Below are 17,688 nucleotides of genomic sequence, written 5' to 3'. Positions count from 1 at the left end.
ATTTTTGGGAATGACATAGAACTAACTTCAGACAGATGATGATTCTGACAATAAATTTCTGAATGAAACAGAAAATATAGTTCATAATTCTTTGCTAAGGATTCTCGAATCTGTAGTAAACTCTGCCTGAAGCTTTTGTCCTTCCTACCTGCGATTTCTAATGCCGTTTTTTGCCGCATTTCTGATTTCATTCCTGGTTGTTCTTGTTGCAACCCCAATCATTAACCGTTTTGGTAAGCGCGTAGGATTGGTAGATCAGCCAAATCACCGCAAAGTTCATCAACGACCGATGGTTCGTCTCGGCGGCGTGGCGATGTTTCTGGGAGTGGTGATTGCTCTATTAATCGTTTGGTGGATAGGTGGCTTTGGACTGCTCAAACCGACGAAAGAATCAGAGGTTTGGGGCTTGGCGATCGGCGGGATTGCCTTCTTTTTGATTGGGCTGGCGGATGATTTGTTCAATCTGTCTCCCAAAACTCGGTTGATTTTGCAGGTTGTAGTTGCGGGATTAGCTTGGGAGTCGGGGGTGCAGATTGATTTCTTAACCAATCCGATCGCAGGGCTGGTTTCACTTCCAGAATGGGCAAGTTTGCCAATTACCGTCATCTGGCTCGTCGGCATGGCAAATGCGATTAACTGGATTGATGGACTCGATGGACTCGCAGCAGGCGTTTCAGGAATCGCTGCCTTTGTAATGTTCTGGACTTGCTTATTTATGCAGCAGCCCCAAGCAGCGCTGTTTGCGGCAGCACTTGCAGGAGCGACCTTCGGATTTTTGCGCTACAACTTCAACCCGGCTCAGATCTTCATGGGTGATGGAGGTGCGTATTTTATCGGCTTTATGCTGGCGGGGGTGGGTGTGATTGGCTTGGTGAAGAGCGTCACTACCGTTGCCGTGCTGCTTCCGTATGTGATTTTGGCAGTGCCCATTTTGGATATGTCCGCCGTAATTTTAGATCGCATTCGTCGCGGTAAATCCCCGTTTGTTGCCGATAAACGTCACCTGCATCACCGATTGCTGAAAGCTGGATTGTCTCAGCGTTTAGCCGTGCTGTTTATCTATTCGCTGACTCTATGGGCAGGAAGTTTGGCGATGGCAGTCTCCGGGATGCCGAGCGGAGTTGGATATGCGATCGCCGCGACCATCATCTTGAGCGTAACCAGTTGGCAAGTGTGGCGGACAGCAAGATGAATGCAGAAATTATCAGCGTTGGCACCGAACTGCTGTTAGGGAATATTCTCAACTCAAACGCTCAGTTTCTCGCTCAACAGTTCGCTGAACTCGGAATTCCTCATTATTTTCAAACGGTGGTTGGGGATAACCCGGAGCGCTTAAAGCAAGCGATTCAAATTGCCAGCGATCGTGCCAATTTGCTAGTGTTCACAGGGGGATTAGGTCCCACCCCGGACGATTTGACGACCGAAACGATCGCAGACTTCTTCTCAACGCCGCTGATTGAAAAAGCCGAGATTGTTGAAGACATTGCCGCAAAATTCGCTCAGCGTGGTCGCATGATGACCGACAACAACCGCAAGCAAGCGCTGATTCCCGAAGGTGCGGAAATTTTGCACAACCCGATCGGGAGCGCTCCCGGTATGATTTGGCAGCCGCGATCGCATCTAACGATCCTTACTTTTCCGGGTGTGCCTACTGAAATGAAGCGGATGTGGCATGAAATTGCAGTTCCGTATCTCAGACAGCAAGGCTGTGGAAAAGAAATTATTGTCAGCCGCACTTTGCGCTTTTGGGGAATTTCAGAATCAGCTCTGGCTGAGAAAGTTGGTACATTTTTCGATTTGCAGAATCCGACCGTTGCACCTTACGCCAACTACGGCGAAGTTAAGCTCCGAATTTCAGCCAAATCAGCCTCAGAGCAAGTGGCTCAAGAGTTAATTGCGCCTGTTGAACAGCAACTGCGACAGATTGCGGACATTGATTGTTACGGAGCCGATGAAGAGTCGCTGGCATCAGTGGTGGGTGAACTTCTAAAAGAGCGACAAGCGACTCTGAGCGTCGCCGAATCTTGTACTGGAGGCGGTTTAGGGCAAATGCTCACCCGCGTTTCTGGAAGTTCTGCTTACTTTTGGGGCGGTGTGGTTTCCTACGATAATTCAGTCAAAGAACGGCTTTTAGGCGTTGACCCAAAGGCGATCGCTACTCAAGGAGCGGTGAGCGCGATCGTGGCAGAACAAATGGCAGCCGGAGTGCGATCGCGTTTGGAAACAACCTGGGGAATTAGCATTACAGGGGTGGCTGGGCCCGGAGGCGGCAGCGACGAAAAACCCGTTGGACTGGTCTATATTGGCTTAGCGAACTCAGAAGGCGCAACCAGTCAGCGCTATCTGTTTGGCGATCGTGGACGTGATTGGGTGCGTCAAGTCAGTGCTTGCAGTGCGCTCGACCAGCTTCGACGGATACTATTAAGCGGCGCTTAAGCTTTGCCGCTTGATTTTAATCTATCTTTCGGTATGATGAATGAATACTGATCTCCTAACTTGGGAGTCATGGTTTGGAAAAACTCCTTGCTAAAATCAGAGAGTGCTTAGGTACTTCTGACTTTAGTACCCTTAAACCCAATCAAAGGAGCCGTCTGACCGATGGATTATATTGAAAAGGTATTGGAAAAGCTCAAAGAATGGGCGCGACGTGTGATCGAGACTCTGATGGGTCCTGATGAAGAGCCAGAAGCGGAACTTATTCCCATTCCAGTTCCAGTGCGCGATCGCCACCGTTAGTCCTACACCCATGACGGGGTAAACAGCTTGAGCAGTATTTTGGTTCTCCACGGACCAAACCTTAATCTTCTGGGTAAAAGAGAGCCTGGGGTTTACGGTGTGGTTACGCTGGAAGAAATTAATCAGCGCCTGAAGCAAGAAGCGCGATCGCTACAGGTTGAACTTACAGCGCTGCAATCGAATCATGAAGGTGTTCTAGTGGACGCGATTCAAGCGGCACTCGGAGAACACCAAGGAATTTTAATCAATCCAGGTGCGTATACTCATACGAGCGTGGCAATTCGGGATGCGATCGCTGCGGTCGATCTTCCGACGGTTGAGATCCACCTGAGCAATATTCATAAGCGAGAAGAATTTCGGCATCATTCTTATATTGCGCCCGTTGCGATCGGACAGATCTGTGGATTTGGAGCCGATAGCTACCGTTTGGGGTTACATGCGCTTGTACACTATTTGAGACAAGCTTAGTTATGACTTTATGGAAGGCGCGGTACAGTTGGCGGTCAATGGAACATTGATGCGCGGCTTAGAACTGAATCAGAATTTATTGGCGCTCAATGCCCAGTTTTTGCGTGAGGATCAGACGGAACCGAGCTATCGGATTTGGTCGATTCACGATCGTCATCCGGCGATGCTGAAAGTGAAAGAAGGCGGAGTTGCGATCGCGGTTGAAGTGTGGGCGGTTCCGGCAAGTGGATTAGCAACTTTATTGGTGCAAGAGCCACCTGGATTGTGTATTGGAAAAGTTCAGCTCGCAGACGGTACAGAGGTTTTAGGAGTTTTGGGTGAGCCGTTTTTGTGCGAAGGTCAGGTCGAAATCACGCAGTACGGTGGTTGGAGAGCGTATATCGAGAGTCAGTAAATGAACAACGCAAGTGAATTTGTCGAAATCATGGCTGAAGCGGTTGGTTTGCCGATTCCAGCGGAGTACTGTGAGAGCGTGGTTGCCAATATGGAACGCATTCACACGGTCGCGCAGTTGGTGCTAGAGTTTCCGTTACCCGAAGAAATCGAAGCCGCCCCGGTATTTGAACCATGAACATTCCTGACGCGACTCAAACCGCGATCGTCGTCCGCAACCGAGAAGTCACCGCTAAATCGGTGACAGCCGCCGCCCTTGCTCAAATTGCAGAACACAACCAAACTTACAACTGCTTCACGACGGTTTTATCCGAGTCGGCGTTAGAAGCTGCCGATCGCATCGATCAAAAAATTGCCGCAGGAGAAGATCCAGGTGCGTTAGCAGGTGTTCCTTTTGCGGTGAAAGATCTGTTCGATGTCGCCGGAATTCCAACTTTCGCAGGCTCGAAAATTAATGCAGAGAAACCTCCAGCCACTCAAGATGCCGCGTTAATCAAACGCCTGAAGGAAGCGGGAGCCGTCTTGGTTGGAGCGCTCAACATGGATGAATTTGCCTACGGCTTCACCACCGAGAACGCGCATTACGGAGCAACTCGCAATCCGCACGATCTTGGTCGTAGCGCAGGCGGATCATCAGGAGGATCAGCCGCCGCGATCGCCGCCGGATTAGTTCCCTTTAGCTTGGGGTCTGATACGAACGGTTCGATCCGGGTTCCTGCGTCGTTTTGTGGCATCTTTGGGCTGAAACCAACGTATGGACGGCTATCGAGAGCGGGAGCCTATCCGTTTGTGGGCAGCTTGGATCATGTCGGCCCGTTTGCCCGATCAGTGCGAGATCTTGCCCTCCTGTTTGACGTGATGCAGGGGCATGATCCGAGCGATCCGGTTTGTACAGCGCGATCACCGGAGTTCTGCTTGCCGGAGCTTTCTAAAGGTAGTGAGGGATTGAGGATTGCGATCGCGGATGACTATTTTGCCAGAGGCGGCGAACCAGAGGTGTTTGCTGCTGTCGAACAAGTTGCACAAGCGCTAGGCGTGACTCGTCGTATAACCTTACCCGCATCAGGGCAAGCGCGAGCCGCAGCCTTTGTGATTACGGCAACGGAAGGAGCAAATTTACATTTTGAGGAGCTACGCACCCGACCGCAGGATTTTGACTTTGCCGTGCGCGATCGGCTGCTTGCAGGGGCATTAGTGCCGGGACACTGGTACGTACAAGCGCAGCGATTTCGGCAGTGGTTTCGCGATCAAGTTCGCGAAATTTTTCAAGAAGTGGATATTATTTTGGCTCCGGCGACTCCCTGCGCTGCACCCCGCATCGGGCAGCAAACGATGACCTTAGACGGGCAGGAAATGTTAGTGCGTCCGAATTTGGGGATGTTTACTCAGCCGTTGTCGTTTATTGGGTTGCCGATCGTTTCGGTTCCGGTCAAGCGAGCGGGACTCCCGATCGGCGTCCAAATCATCGCGGCTCCATATCAAGAAGCGCTAGTGCTGCGGGTTGCGGCAGAGTTAGAGGCGAAGGGAATCGTTGAGGCTCCGGTCGTCGATCGTTAACTCTTTCAACAATCTTGATCAGAGAATTCAGCGAACAGGTATCTATGGATCTTGTGAATTGTTTCGACTTAGCAAGATTCAGGAGAAAAACGTTGCTTTACTCAACACTACTTGCCACAATGCCCCGAACCGTCGAATGGACACCTGCGGTTGGCTTGGTCATGACGCTGTGCTGTTTGTTTTCGGTTGCGATCGGGCGCTTCGCGATCAAAAATCGCGGCGTGGGTCCGAAATTGCCGCTCGATTCTCCCGCTTTGTTTGAAGGGTTTGGAGTTCCTGAACTGCTTGGAACCATGAGCTTTGGTCATGTCCTTGGTGCAGGTGTGATTCTTGGACTTAGTAACGCTGGCGTTTTGTAGATAGAGGAGAACCGTGTATGCAAAAGCTGTGTATACACGGTTTATATACCTTGTGAAACTTCATTCCAGAGTGCAGTGGTTTGCCTCAAACTTAAGTGTGTGCCATTACCTAAAATTAGGTGATCTAAAATCGGGATGCCAAGGAATCGAGCGCCTTCGAGTAATTGACGGGTTAGGGCGATGTCTTCGGTACTAGGTTCAGTGTTTCCAGACGGATGATTATGCGCGACGATCGCTCGCGTTCCTCCTTGCCGAATCACTTCTCGAAAAATTTCGCGGGGGTGGGCTAACGTCTCGGTTGCAGTGCCGATCGTAATTACCTGCATTGCAATCAGCCGATTTTTTACGTCTAGAATCAAAACTGCAAATCGCTCTGTAGTTTGCCACATCAATTCGTGACTGAGCGCAGCAGCAGCAACATTTGGATCATCAATCACAGTTTTTTCCGGTGGGCGGGATTGATACACTCGTTTGCCAAGCTCGATCGCCGCTAAAATTGTCGTCGCCTTTGCCGTTCCCACTCCTGGAACTTTGGTCAGTTCTGCAATGCTCACCTCACGCAGCGCACTCAGAGGATCGCGCTCATGCTGACTTAGTTCCTTGAGGATGTACTGCCCCAATCCAACGGCTGAGAGCTTTCCTGAACCCGTGCTGAGCAAGATAGCTAAAAGCTCTGCCGTTGAAAGTGTTCTTGCACCTTGGGCGATCAGACGTTCGCGCGGACGTTCACTCTCTGGAAGATCAGCAATGCGAAGCGAATAAGTCATAAAGTGGGAAAAAGTGTTCGTTTCTCAATTAATCCCTTCTAGCAAATGCAGCGCAACACCGCAGAACGCGCGATAATTTGCTCAGAAAAAATCATAAATTGGATATGTGGAACGCAAGGTTAATTTCCGGTGTGGTTTGTGGAAGTGTCGTGATCGTCACCTATGCTCAAGCCGCGAATGCAGCCCGATCGCAAGACTATTCCCCAGCACAATTTATCTCTGTGCTGAATGGACTGGGCTATGCGGTGCAGTTGGATGCTCCGATCACTGATCCACGGGTTCAGCAGGCGATTCGAGACTTTCAAGTCCAGTACGCTTTACCTGTGGATGGAACGTTAAACAATCCGACGCAAGACAAAGCAGCGGAGATTGTACGATCGCTGCAATCTGGATTAAATCGTGTCGTAAAACCCTCTCCCCAACTTCCGGGAAGTCAGTTCTACGGCAGGCAAACTGAAGCGGCAGTCAAACAATTTCAGCAGCAAAATCGCTTACCTATCACGGGAACTGCAACGCTAGAAACACGGCGGCGATTAAATGCCATTCTCAATGATGAAGATCCTCTCACCCCTCCGACCACTCCCTCAACACCTACGACTCCCACGATTCCTGCTGAACGATCGCAGTTGAGCATCTACACTGAGCCTCAAATCAAAGCAATTTTGGCTGGGTTTGGGTATGACATTAATCCGCAAGCACCGCTCAGTGATCCCGCAACGGTGCGGGCAATCCGGGATCTTCAGAGACTGTATGGGCTTTCTGAAACGGGTGCGATTAATCGTGACACTGAAGAGCAGTTGTCTAGAGTCATGCGAAATCTACGCAACAATCTGAAGCTGATTTTGAGAAGTAACTTTGCGATCGCTCAATATTACGATGCTGCGACTCGTGCCGCAGTTGAACAATTTCAGTCTCGTTACGGCTTGAGAGTAAACGGGATTGCTAGCTTAGCCGTCCGCAGCCGAATTGATGCCGAGGCACGCAGAATCAGGAGCGGGTCATAAACTTTCTAGATATTCCAGCAGGTCTGCCATCTCTTGGGGACTAGGCTGGAACTTGGGCATTGGCGGCGTTTGTCCGCTGATCACCTGCTCGATCAAGCGAGTACGCGACTTGCGACTAGAGACATTTTTCAAACTCGGCCCCACTTTGCCATCTGCCATGATTCCGTGACAACCTGCACAGTTAATTTGAAAGATGGCATGACCCTGGATGGCATCCCCTGGGATCGAGAGGACTTCCTGCACATAGGGATCAGTCCGATGAAGTTGGTTTGCACCCAGAAGCGACAGGACGATCGCAAAACACACGAGGAGCGCGATCGTGAGTAATTTTTGGGGCGACCCTTCAGATTTGACAAGCTGCTGGTTCAAAAGAGGATTCTATAAAAGGACTGTAAAATTTGTTCACTCATATACTAAACAGACTTTAACAAATTTCAGCTCCTCCTGCCGCAGCAAATTCTGTAATCTTGCCAAAAAAATCTTGTGATTCGGTTGATGTACAAGGGTTGCTCTATGTGGAGCGGACAAGAACGGCTAAGATAATAGATAACGAGACCTTCATGATTTAAGTTTCAAAATCTTACGAACCGAGGAGATTCAAACATGGTTGAGCCAATTTTGCTAGGTATTGTATTGGGACTTGTGCCCGTTACCTTGGCGGGTCTGTTTGTTGCTGCTTACACGCAATATCGTCGCGGCAATCAACTGAACCTCTAATTTCATTGTGTTACTCGTACCCTGCCCTGGAAAGTATTTTCTAGGGCAACTTTTTTAGACGGCATTGTCATACGATCGACAAACGGGCTGAGTAGATTGCAGGAAAGTATTTTTTAGAGGAGTGTCTAAGATGCTGGACTTGCCGCTTAAGTCTCTTATCGCCCAAGCGCTGCATACGCTCTATCACAACGTCGATTGGATGGGCTGGAATCTGTTTCTTGCCGTCATTCCGCTAGTCCTGAGTGTATGGTTATTTCGGCAGGTGCAGGTTGGCAATTCGACCCTAGCTTTGCCGGGTGGCGCGATCGAGCGTCGGCATCGCTCTCCTCTGTGGTGGTTTGGGGTTGCGGTGTTCATTGCCTTTCTGCCGAATGCGCCTTATATTCTCACGGATATTATTCATTTTGTCAGGTGGGTGCGGGCGGGTTCGTCGATCTGGACGGTTGCACTGGTTTATGTGCCGCTCTTCTTTTTGTTTCTTTTCGCGGGGTTCGAGGCATATGTGATGTCGCTGCTGAATGTGGGGTACTACCTGAAGCAGCGAGGGTTAAGACAATATATTTTTCCGGTTGAACTATCGATTCATTTGCTGAGCGCGATCGGGATTTATCTAGGACGATTTCTGCGGTTTAATAGCTGGAACCTGCTGACGAATTGGAATGATGTTGTGGATAGCGTATTTGATGCGATGTTTGCAAAGGAACCATTGATGACAATGGTGTTAACATTCATCATTCTCACAGTGCTTTATGCGTTGCTGAAACCTGTTCATTTTGCATTGTCAGACTACTGGAAACTTCGTCCAAAGCGGGAGCGACGGGATTTCGTAATTCCTCACTCTTGAAGCGTAGTTAAACGCAGTGATGGAATACTGCGATGATGAGCATTCGGGCGATTGCTTTAGTGGGTTTGGGAGTGTTGGGATTTGTGGGGCTGCCAGTTCGAGCGGAAGTATTGACAAAGACAGTACAGCAAGGAGAGGTGAAGGCTGAATTGTCATATGAACAGACTTCAACCGATGGCTTTCCCCAAGTCAAGAATGTGCGATTGAAGATTCAGCGATCGGGACAGACTGTATTTGATCAAGCGCCCAAGATTTCTGAGTACGATCGTCCAATGGTTTCGTTTGGGAGAAATGATGGCGATCGTGGGTTTGTTGTTCGGGATTTGAATGGTGATAAAGACCCCGAAGTGATTGCAGATATGTATACAGGTGGGGCGCATTGCTGTGAGTATTCATTGATTTATCAGTACGATTCTGCTCAGAAGCAGTATGTGGAATCGCAAGCCTATTGGGGCAATTTGGGCTATCAACTGCGGGATCTCGATCGCGATGGCAAAACGGAATTTTATAGTGCGGACGATCGTTTTGCTTATGCGTTTACGAGCTATGCGGCTTCGGCGTTTCCAGTTCAGATTTGGCGGTTTGACAATGGAAAAATGATCGATGTGACGCGGCAATATCCGAAGCTGATTTACAGCGATGCTTACAAACTGTGGCAGGGTTATCAGCAAGTGAGAACCGAGAAAGACGCTGAGGTCAAAGGAATTTTGGCGGCTTATTTGGCGGATAAGTATTTGCTTGGGCAGCAAGAGGATGGCTGGAATCGGGTGAGAGCGGCGTATCAGGAGAGCGATCGAGAGAAGTTTTTCAGCGATCTGCGGGAGTTTTTTAAGAAAACGGATTACGAGAAGTAAGCGGCATTGAAGAAAGGTTAGTTCGCTGGGTGTTGGCTTCGTTGCGATCGGCTTCTGCCCCCTAAATCCCCCACGAGTGGGGGACTTTGAACTGAGGCGGAGTTTGTCGTATCGAGTAATTGGGATGAAGTTAGGGATTAACGAGACTCACTCGCTGAACTTTCTGCTTGAATATGCTCTGCCAGCCTGATTTTCGCTGATCGATCGGTTCAGGCGATTTGTTCCAAAGCGTTTCGTAGAAGAAGAACGACATTCCTGCATAGCCTTGATCTCGAACGGCTTTGACTTGTCGTTGGAGTTCGTCGATCGGGCGTGGGGTGCTGGACAATCCGCTTAAGATCCCGATTGCGGTTGGAATGTGATCACGGGCAGCACGTAAGGTCTTCCAAGTGTTGGGATTGATGCGATCGTCGAATTTCTGCCCCTGAAAATAGATTTGCGGGATCACTTCTTCGATTAGTCCTGCTTGTCGCCACTTGTCCCAATCGACTAGAAAGTTCTCGTAGGCGTAAGGCAGATCGAGCGGTGAAAGCGAGATCAGAACCTTGTTTTTTCGGGCTTTGACGGTTTGAAACAGTTTCGCTAGGAAAGCTTGGAGTTTGTCCGATCGCCATCTCGACCATTCTGGATCTTTAGCATTGTCAGGTGGAGCTTTTCCGTTGTGTTCTTGCTTGTAGAGATTCACAGTGTAATCGTCATAGCCGAATGCAACGGGTAAGCCAAAGTGATCATCAAACTGAATGCCATCGACATCGTAGTTATCAACAACTTCGGTAACGAGATTGAGAATGAATTGTTGAACTTCTGGTTTAAAGGGATTAAACCAAACAGGAATCTGAACACGATCGAGCGCTGCGGATTCGTAATCGGTTGAGCCGTCGCGCTTTTGTGTCCACCAGTCGCGATGTTTTTGCGCCAACTCCGAATCTTTAGGAGCCATGAATCCGAACTCAAACCAGGGAATGACAGCCATTCCTTTCTGGTGCGCTTCGGTGATCATTTCTTTGAGCATGTCCCGGTTTTGCAATCCTGCGGCAACTGGGCGCGGGTCGATCGCAAGTCCAACATCTCGCTTCATCACTTGGCTTGGATAAAGCGTATAACCCCAGTTCCAAACGGTTGGATAGAGTGTGTTGAAGTTCAATCGCGCAAGTTCGTTGACTGCATTGCTCAACTTACTCTGATCGAACAACACATCACTATCAATGTTGGTTAACCAAACGCCGCGAATTTCTCTTGCTTGTCGTTCAGGGTTGGGAAGATAGCGATCGCTGATCAAGCCTTTGGTGTCGGATCGAGCTTGGCAGAGGAACGCTGCAATTTCGCCACGGGTTGCAGTTCGATTGGGGTTGAGGCGTTGAACATTGGGAAAGTTGACTGCGATCTTGCGCTCGGTTGTGGCTGCGATCGCGCTTTTCGCATAGTTCGGAATATCCCGAAGATCGGCAAATGTTTTGTTTGTTAGCTCGATTTCATTGGTCGGCTTAAGCTTTAATCCGTTGGCTAGTGCGGTTAAGGCTTGTACTCTAGGAATTTCTAGATTGGGTCGAAAGGTTCCGTCTTCAAAGCCGGAGAAAAAGTTCGATCGATACGCTTTTTGAATGGCATCTTGCGCCCAGAAATTTGCGGGTACATCTCGGAATTGAATCGGTGCGCGGGTGGGAGCACTCATTTGGTCTGGAAAAGCATTCACGACCATTGCAGCAAACTGCGATCGAGTCACTGGATCGTCCGGTCGGAACTGATTGTTCGGAAATCCACGAATGATTGATTTTTGCGACAGAGATTCAACGCACGATCGCGCCCAATGATTTTGAATGTCGGTTAATTTTGGCTGGGAGAAAGCCGAAGGTGCGATCGTTAACACAGCTATCAACAATCCAAGAATCCAAGCGCGTCGCATAGTTCACCTAAGAATGCTCAGTCAAATACCATCGCACTTGTTGGGCGCGATCGTGCAATTTTTTCGTATTTTGTTATGGATTATTGGATGCAAATTCGATCGAGAATGTTCAAAAAATCCTGAACAATAATTTCTGTATTCTCAGTGGTTAAAACTGGCACATGAATGAAGATACAGTGTCGATTTAGGCTTTCTAAATGTTTGAGAACACAGTAATACAGATAATTACAGACAAAATTTCCAGCATCATGACTGATTTCGGTGGCGATCGTTGATTCCATCAAGTGCTTTAGATCAAGTCGCGATCGTAGAATTTCACTCTGAAACTTTCCATTTGATTCAAGCGATAAACACTGTCGAGATTCTGCCATTCCACAACAGATCGTAACGTCAGGTTGAATCTCATTAATTTTCGCGATCGTTTGCTTCGGTGCAAGCTCAAAATCAACCGGAAGCTGTCTAAGAAAATGGCAATTTGGGTGAAAGCGCTCTCGATCTAAGATGGCTTGAATCAAATCATCGGAAGCATTCGATCGTTGATGCTCCATCCAAGTTGTAAACGAAGTCAATAAGATTTTCATCTAGAATTTAGATACCAGACTAGAGGATTGAAAGATGCCGACGATCGCTGTTGTCGATTATGACATGGGGAATTTGCACTCTGCTTGTAAAGGATTAGACAACGCAGGCGCAGCCACGCTCATCACGGATTCTGCCAAAGAAATTGAGCAAGCCGATGCGGTGGTGCTTCCCGGTGTGGGTTCATTCGATCCAGCCGTTCAGCACTTGCGATCGCGGGATTTAGTGCAACCGATCAAAGATGCGATCGACAGTGGTAAACCCTTTTTAGGCATTTGTTTAGGATTGCAAATTCTCTTTGAATCGAGCGAAGAAGGCAAAGAACCCGGATTAGGCATTGTTCCTGGAACTGTTAAACGCTTCAAGCCGGAACCTGGATTAACCATTCCGCACATGGGCTGGAACCAGCTTCAATTCACACAACCGGATTGTTCTCTGTGGCAGAACTTAGGCGCAGCTCCTTGGGTGTATTTTGTGCATTCTTACTATGTTGAACCGAGTGATCCAAGCGTTCGTGCCGCAACAATTACACATGGAACACAAACGGTTACAGCCGCGATCGCCCGTGAGAATTTGATGGCGGTTCAATTTCACCCAGAAAAATCTTCAACGGCTGGATTACAGCTTCTATCGAACTTTGTTCAGTTGGTGAATCAACGTCAGCTATTAAAGCTATGAGCTTACGAATCTACGGCAATCGACCTCTAAAAACTCTTCCAGGTCAAGACACTCGCCCGACTTTAGCAAGAGTGCGCGAGGCAGTGTTCAACATCTGGCAAGGGTCGATCGAGGGATGTCGCTGGCTAGATCTTTGTACAGGAAGTGGATCGATGGGAGCCGAGGCTTTGTGTCGAGGCGCTTCATTGGTGATTGGTATCGAACAATCTGCGCCTGCTTGTCGAATTATTGAGCAAAATTGGAAACAAGTGGCTCAATCCGAGCAGTCTTATCAAGTGTCGCGTGGGGATGTGGTCAAGCGATTAGCGAATCTATCTGGACAACAGTTCGATCGCATCTATTTCGATCCGCCCTACGATAGTAAATTGTATGTTCCGGTATTGAATGCGATCGCAACACTCAACCTACTTGCTCAAGACGGTGAACTGGCAGTCGAACATCGTCCGGGTGCTACCTTTGACACTCCTTTAACGATTGTTCGTCAAAAACGATACGGTAACACTGCACTCACGTTCTATCAAACATCATGACTTGGAAATCTCCGTTTATTGCTTTTCTAGCGCTGACTGTTGCTGCACCTGCAATGGCGCTTCCACCCCCGGAAGACCAACCCGAAGAAGTAGCACGGACAGAAATCATTACAGAAGCTCGATCGCCGATTGATAACAAGCCGTTAAATGCTGCGGAATATGCCGCGCTGCAAGCTCAACTTCAAGAAGGTCAGCCTGTAAATCTGCGTGATCAAGTTTCGCCGCAAGTGAGAAGAACGATCGGACTTCTGCGCCTGCGAAGATTCATCAAAACTGTCTTTCCCTTTATCCCAATCCGGTAGCGTATCTATTCTGGCTTTGCTGGATTTGCTGAATGAATTGTTCCTGAGTTCGGGCAGGTTCTTTGCAGCTTAAACCTTGGCAGACAAGCGCGATCGCATCTTCCGGCAATGTCTCCATCACCCTAAATGCGGTTGTTGGGAGATACTGTGTTTCTAGTGTTGCAATTCGATCGGCTGTACTCCGAATTAAGGTTTGATTGCGGAACCAATCGAGTGCAGTAAACAAGGTCGGACAAGCCGAGGGCGATTGTTCCATCACACTGGCAAAAGCTTGTAACGTTTGTTCGGCACGATCGAAGTAATCTAAATTCTCAGTTAGCAGAGACAAGCGGACTAAGTTCGCGATCGCAATTCCATTTGCAGAAGGTGTGGCGTTGTCTACATAGTTTCTTTCTCGAATCAGTAAGTCTCGACTGGCATCTTTAGCAGTGTTGTAATAACCACTTAATCCATCGCTCCAAAGATACTGATCAAACTCCGCTTGAATCCGAATGGCTTCAGCTAACCAATCAATTTGATTTTCCGGCGCTTCGGATTGAATGCTCCGGGTGACTTGATGCAAATCTAACAATGCTTTGATGAATAATGCGAAATCTTCGGACTGTGCGAGAACCTCAACTGAGCCATTGTAGTTAATTCGATGAAAGCGATCGTTGATCCATTGATTCTGCAAGATGAATGTTGCAGCTTGAGTGGCTAATTCTAATGCTTCTAAATCGCGGAATACTGCGTACGATCGCGCCAATCCCGAAATCATTAAGCTATTCCAAGCAACAATCATTTTTGTGTCGGTGACGGCTGGAATTCGACCTGACCACGCAATGGATTTCGCTTCTTCAGCGTCTCGCGCAGGCGGAAAGGTTTCACCGATGCAAGCACCATATCGCAGTTCAAATAACTTATCGAATGCAGTCTCTACAGTGTCCGAGAGCTGACCGGGATGCTGACGCTGAAGCACGATTTTCCCTTCAAAGTTGCCTCTAGGCTCGATCGTGAATTGTTCTGAAAGCGCAGTTAACTCTTCGGAAGAGAGCGATCGCTGTAATTCCTCATAGCTCCAAACATAGAATGCTCCTTCTTCGGGTTCTGCATCTTCGGGAGTGACAAAACTATCTGCGTCTTGTGCAGCATAAAAATAACCTTCCGGTGCAGTCATCTCGCGTTTGAGCCATTCGACTGTTTTGACGATCGCTCTTTCAAATGCTGGCTCTTGTACTCCCGATGCCCAGAGATTTGCCAGATACTCAACAATCTGCCCGTTGTCATACAGCATCTTTTCAAAGTGCGGAACTGTCCAAGTCGGATCAACGGTGTAGCGATGAAAACCGCCCGCAACCTGATCAAAGATGCCACCCAGAGCCAGATCTAAACCGCGCTGTGTAGTCGCTTCACGGGCATTGTATTGCTCAAACCCAAACCGCACCGCATGAAGCGCCGCATCTGCGTAGGGAATCATCGGAAATCGCGTTCCCGGCATCTGAGCTGAAACAATTCCGGTACTGTACTCTAACCCCTCTTTTAACAATGCTTCACTCAGGGTTTGAGTCGGGAGCAGCACCGAGTTTTGTAAGTTCGTCAAAATCTCAGCTTTTACGGCATCCAATCGAGCACGATCGTCATCATACAATCGCCGCAAAGTCTGCAACACATGCAGAAATCCGGGCCTACCGTACTTTGCATCAACTGGAAAGTAAGTTCCACCATAAAACGGTGCAAGATCATCCGGTGTCAGAAAGATGTTTAAGGGCCAGCCCCCTTGCCCCGTCATCATCTGAAGCGCCTGCATATAGATGCTATCAATATCGGGGCGTTCCTCGCGATCGACCTTAATCGGCAGATAGTTTTCATTCAGATACTGCGCGATCGTCGGGTCTGAAAACGCTTCTCCCTCCATCACCGTACACCAGTGACAAGAAGAGTAACCAATTGATAAAAAGATAATCTTATTGTCGCGGCGGGCTTGCTCGATCGCATCATCGCCCCATGCCCACCACTCGATCGGATTATAAGCATGTTTCCGCAAATAAAGACTCTGAGCTTGAATTAAACGATTTGGCATAGGAAAAAGTTCATACTGATTCCATAACCTTAGCGACCTTAAAGCCGTTTCTCAACTGCTCAGAGCCTTCAACTTGCTAGAACGAGAACACTGTCCGAATCACACCCACCACAACATCTTCGTTGTCTTCATTGAAGTCAGGATTCGTGATCCAAATGACTCCAGGAGTAATCGAAATGTTGTCATTGATGCGATGCCGGTAAAACGCTTCTAAGTGTAAGGAGTTGTTGCGATCGCGAAATCCTAAATCACTACGCGTTAATCTCGGCTCCTGCCCCACCAACAATCCGCCCAAATTACCCTTCTTAAACAAATCAGGAAAGGCTAGATTAACCGCCCAGTTCCACACATCTCCTCGACCCCGACCGATGTAATTATGATTTGCATAACCAACCCAACCCCCTAGCGCAAAGTTTGGAGAGATTTGGAAGACACCAGAAACCCCATACGCATTAATACTAACCGGAGCACCAAAGTTACTATTTGCCAAGTTGCTACCCGTCGCACTCAGGTTAAACGGATCATCAGGTTGAAGCTCTGCACCAAATGGAGCATACGCATTGATGTAGGTAAAACCAATGCGAGAACTTGGACTCAGATTGAGAATGACTTGTGCTAAGGCTCCATATTGACCATTAAACAAGCCGCGTTTGTTTGCTGGGTCGGAAGCATTCGGAACCAAATACCCTAAATTAACCTCCGCAGCCGTCCCAATCCGGTGCCGAATTCCAAACCCTGCACCAAACGAATAGTTATAAATCGGATTCCGTAACCCAAACAGAGAAACAGAACCCCCGTCAAAATAAGGGTTAAGCTGGGACGACGCATCCAAATCAACAAACCCGTTTCCTGTCCCTGCAAGAAACGCATCAGTATTCTCGCTCAATGGAAATCGATAGCGCAGGAGTGCAAGTCCAACCTGTCCACCACTATCCCCATCAAATTCAACTCGTCCCATATTCGTGCCTAACACCCCCAAACCACGAACACCCGTTACGCTAGTTGGGTCTTGGGTTGTTTCGCCGAGCGGTGTCACATTATTGGCTTGGAGCCGCGCCGTGAGTAAGTCCCGTCCTGTAAAGCTTGTGTTGAGATTCAATCGCACCCGATAAGATAGCGTGGGATTGCGTTCAGCCCTGGTGCTCGTCACCGCATTATCACCGCCCAAAACGCTGACACCAGCGAAGATCGCTTCACCTTGCAGCTTCGTAGTCGTTGAAAATTGCTGGCGTTCTAAAGTTGTTGTGCGGGCTTCCAAGGCATCCACGCGACCGCGAATCGTTGCCAGCTCTACCGCAAATTGTTCTTGGAGTTTCTGGAGCGTGGCAAGGTCTTCTTTCTTGACCAAATCAGCGGTAGAAGCGGCAATCAGTTCATTGACTCGATTGAGACAAGCATTCAATCCGGCTGCAAACTCAAAGCGGGTTAATGCTCGATTGCCGCGATAGGTACGATCGGGATACCCTGCAATACAACCATACCGCTCAACTAGAGATTGGAGTGCCTGAAATGCCCAATCTGTCGGGCGCACATCCGAAAGCTGTGAGACAGAAGTAACTTGATCTAAACTATTTTGAATTTGTGGATTTGCAGGAACAATCTCAGGTTCAGCCGCACGAACGCTCAAAGGTGCAAGCAGTAAAGAACTTGCCGCGATCGTCACCAAACAGGTAAATGAAGCGAATTTCATTCGTCATTCCTCACTATCAATCAATATTTATAGATGCAGACCTCGCATTGCTACGAAGCTAAAACACTGAAGCTCAAAAATTACTAAAGCTGAAGCTCACGTCCTGGGAAGCGGGAGTTATGAATCGTTCAAATCCTTAGATAGAGCCACACTACTGGTCTCTGTTCTTAGCTCTCGACTGTCTAAAGACTGAGAAATCAAAGATTTAATCAATTGCAACAATTGATTGTTTCAGCATTCGTCGTAAC

General features: G+C 48.5%; 21 protein-coding genes. 15 read left to right on the top strand and 6 right to left on the bottom strand.

The features are described from left to right. The first annotated feature begins 160 nt into the window (after positions 1 to 160). The 8 genes from NC981_RS07265 (at position 161) to psaK (ending at position 5,513) form a co-directional block, all read left to right on the top strand. A complete protein-coding gene (locus NC981_RS07265) occupies positions 161 to 1,192 on the top strand; it encodes an MraY family glycosyltransferase (protein WP_190379783.1) in 1,032 nt (343 codons plus the stop codon). Continuing rightward, positions 1,189 to 2,436, top strand: a complete 1,248-nt coding sequence (locus NC981_RS07260) for a competence/damage-inducible protein A (RefSeq protein ID WP_348242643.1) — start codon at positions 1,189 to 1,191, stop codon at positions 2,434 to 2,436. The genes NC981_RS07265 and NC981_RS07260 overlap by 4 nt, the downstream gene beginning before the upstream one ends. A 162-nt stretch (positions 2,437 to 2,598) precedes the next feature. Then, a complete protein-coding gene (locus NC981_RS07255; RefSeq protein ID WP_190379782.1) occupies positions 2,599 to 2,736 on the top strand; it encodes a hypothetical protein in 138 nt (45 codons plus the stop codon). Between the two features lie 27 nt (positions 2,737 to 2,763). Continuing rightward, positions 2,764 to 3,204: a type II 3-dehydroquinate dehydratase gene (aroQ, locus tag NC981_RS07250; protein ID WP_348242251.1), complete on the top strand. Its 441-nt coding sequence runs from the start codon at positions 2,764 to 2,766 to the stop codon at positions 3,202 to 3,204. Positions 3,205 to 3,214: 10 nt separating this feature from the next. Continuing rightward, complete coding sequence (locus NC981_RS07245; RefSeq protein ID WP_348242250.1) at positions 3,215 to 3,598, top strand: gamma-glutamylcyclotransferase; 384 nt, start codon at positions 3,215 to 3,217, stop codon at positions 3,596 to 3,598. Further along, positions 3,599 to 3,775, top strand: a complete 177-nt coding sequence (locus NC981_RS07240) for a DUF4089 domain-containing protein (RefSeq protein WP_348242249.1) — start codon at positions 3,599 to 3,601, stop codon at positions 3,773 to 3,775. After that, positions 3,772 to 5,154, top strand: coding sequence for an AtzE family amidohydrolase (locus tag NC981_RS07235; RefSeq protein WP_348242248.1), 1,383 nt, complete (start codon positions 3,772 to 3,774; stop codon positions 5,152 to 5,154). The genes NC981_RS07240 and NC981_RS07235 overlap by 4 nt, the downstream gene beginning before the upstream one ends. Positions 5,155 to 5,273: 119 nt before the next feature. Further along, on the top strand, positions 5,274 to 5,513 hold the full coding sequence (gene psaK / locus NC981_RS07230) for a photosystem I reaction center subunit PsaK (RefSeq protein WP_348242247.1): 240 nt from the start codon (positions 5,274 to 5,276) through the stop codon (positions 5,511 to 5,513). A 41-nt stretch (positions 5,514 to 5,554) separates the two neighbouring features. On the opposite strand, the gene radC is transcribed toward psaK, so the two are convergent. Beyond that, a complete protein-coding gene (gene radC / locus NC981_RS07225; RefSeq protein ID WP_348242246.1) occupies positions 5,555 to 6,280 on the bottom strand; it encodes a DNA repair protein RadC in 726 nt (241 codons plus the stop codon). Between the two features lie 104 nt (positions 6,281 to 6,384). Between radC and NC981_RS07220 the strand changes: the two genes are divergently transcribed. Beyond that, positions 6,385 to 7,284 (top strand): peptidoglycan-binding domain-containing protein, encoded by a 900-nt coding sequence (locus tag NC981_RS07220; protein WP_348242245.1) that lies wholly within the window; start codon positions 6,385 to 6,387, stop codon positions 7,282 to 7,284. Here the strand turns inward: NC981_RS07220 and NC981_RS07215 are convergent. Continuing rightward, positions 7,279 to 7,653 (bottom strand): cytochrome c, encoded by a 375-nt coding sequence (locus NC981_RS07215; protein WP_348242244.1) that lies wholly within the window; start codon positions 7,651 to 7,653, stop codon positions 7,279 to 7,281. The genes NC981_RS07220 and NC981_RS07215 overlap by 6 nt on opposite strands. Positions 7,654 to 7,887: 234 nt before the next feature. On the opposite strand from NC981_RS07215, the gene petG reads away from it, so the two are divergent. The 3 genes from petG (at position 7,888) to NC981_RS07200 (ending at position 9,699) form a co-directional block, all read left to right on the top strand. Then, positions 7,888 to 8,001, top strand: coding sequence for a cytochrome b6-f complex subunit V (gene petG / locus NC981_RS07210; RefSeq protein WP_017286270.1), 114 nt, complete (start codon positions 7,888 to 7,890; stop codon positions 7,999 to 8,001). A 130-nt stretch (positions 8,002 to 8,131) separates the two neighbouring features. Continuing rightward, on the top strand, positions 8,132 to 8,845 hold the full coding sequence (locus NC981_RS07205) for a DUF1361 domain-containing protein (protein ID WP_348242243.1): 714 nt from the start codon (positions 8,132 to 8,134) through the stop codon (positions 8,843 to 8,845). A gap of 32 nt (positions 8,846 to 8,877) precedes the next feature. Next, positions 8,878 to 9,699: a hypothetical protein gene (locus NC981_RS07200; RefSeq protein ID WP_348242242.1), complete on the top strand. Its 822-nt coding sequence runs from the start codon at positions 8,878 to 8,880 to the stop codon at positions 9,697 to 9,699. Positions 9,700 to 9,829: 130 nt separating this feature from the next. Here NC981_RS07200 and NC981_RS07195 read toward each other — a convergent pair whose 3' ends face one another. Both NC981_RS07195 and NC981_RS07190 read right to left on the bottom strand, forming a co-directional pair. Beyond that, positions 9,830 to 11,602, bottom strand: a complete 1,773-nt coding sequence (locus NC981_RS07195) for a family 10 glycosylhydrolase (protein ID WP_348242241.1) — start codon at positions 11,600 to 11,602, stop codon at positions 9,830 to 9,832. A gap of 80 nt (positions 11,603 to 11,682) precedes the next feature. Beyond that, on the bottom strand, positions 11,683 to 12,183 hold the full coding sequence (locus NC981_RS07190; RefSeq protein WP_348242240.1) for a peptidase C15: 501 nt from the start codon (positions 12,181 to 12,183) through the stop codon (positions 11,683 to 11,685). A gap of 34 nt (positions 12,184 to 12,217) precedes the next feature. Here NC981_RS07190 and hisH point away from each other — a divergent pair, with 34 nt between their 5' ends. Genes hisH through NC981_RS07175 form a run of 3 tightly spaced genes read left to right on the top strand, consistent with a single transcriptional unit; the run spans position 12,218 to position 13,691 of the window. Beyond that, positions 12,218 to 12,859 carry an imidazole glycerol phosphate synthase subunit HisH gene (gene hisH / locus NC981_RS07185; RefSeq protein WP_348242239.1) on the top strand — a complete coding sequence of 214 codons (642 nt, stop codon included), beginning with the start codon at positions 12,218 to 12,220 and terminating at the stop codon, positions 12,857 to 12,859. Next, positions 12,856 to 13,389, top strand: coding sequence for a 16S rRNA (guanine(966)-N(2))-methyltransferase RsmD (gene rsmD, locus NC981_RS07180; RefSeq protein WP_348242238.1), 534 nt, complete (start codon positions 12,856 to 12,858; stop codon positions 13,387 to 13,389). The genes hisH and rsmD overlap by 4 nt, the downstream gene beginning before the upstream one ends. Further along, positions 13,386 to 13,691, top strand: a complete 306-nt coding sequence (locus NC981_RS07175; protein WP_348242237.1) for a hypothetical protein — start codon at positions 13,386 to 13,388, stop codon at positions 13,689 to 13,691. The genes rsmD and NC981_RS07175 overlap by 4 nt, the downstream gene beginning before the upstream one ends. Here the strand turns inward: NC981_RS07175 and NC981_RS07170 are convergent. Next, entirely contained in the window at positions 13,675 to 15,750 is a 2,076-nt protein-coding gene (locus tag NC981_RS07170) for a thioredoxin domain-containing protein (protein ID WP_348242236.1), read from the bottom strand. The genes NC981_RS07175 and NC981_RS07170 overlap by 17 nt on opposite strands. Positions 15,751 to 15,826: 76 nt before the next feature. After that, on the bottom strand, positions 15,827 to 17,440 hold the full coding sequence (locus NC981_RS07165; protein WP_348242235.1) for an iron uptake porin: 1,614 nt from the start codon (positions 17,438 to 17,440) through the stop codon (positions 15,827 to 15,829). Positions 17,441 to 17,688 lie beyond the last annotated feature (248 nt).

The sequence above is a fragment of the Leptolyngbya sp. DQ-M1 genome (genome assembly GCF_039962505.1).
GTDB lineage: Bacteria > Cyanobacteriota > Cyanobacteriia > Leptolyngbyales > Leptolyngbyaceae > Leptolyngbya.
This window is presented reverse-complemented; position numbering and strand designations above follow the sequence as displayed.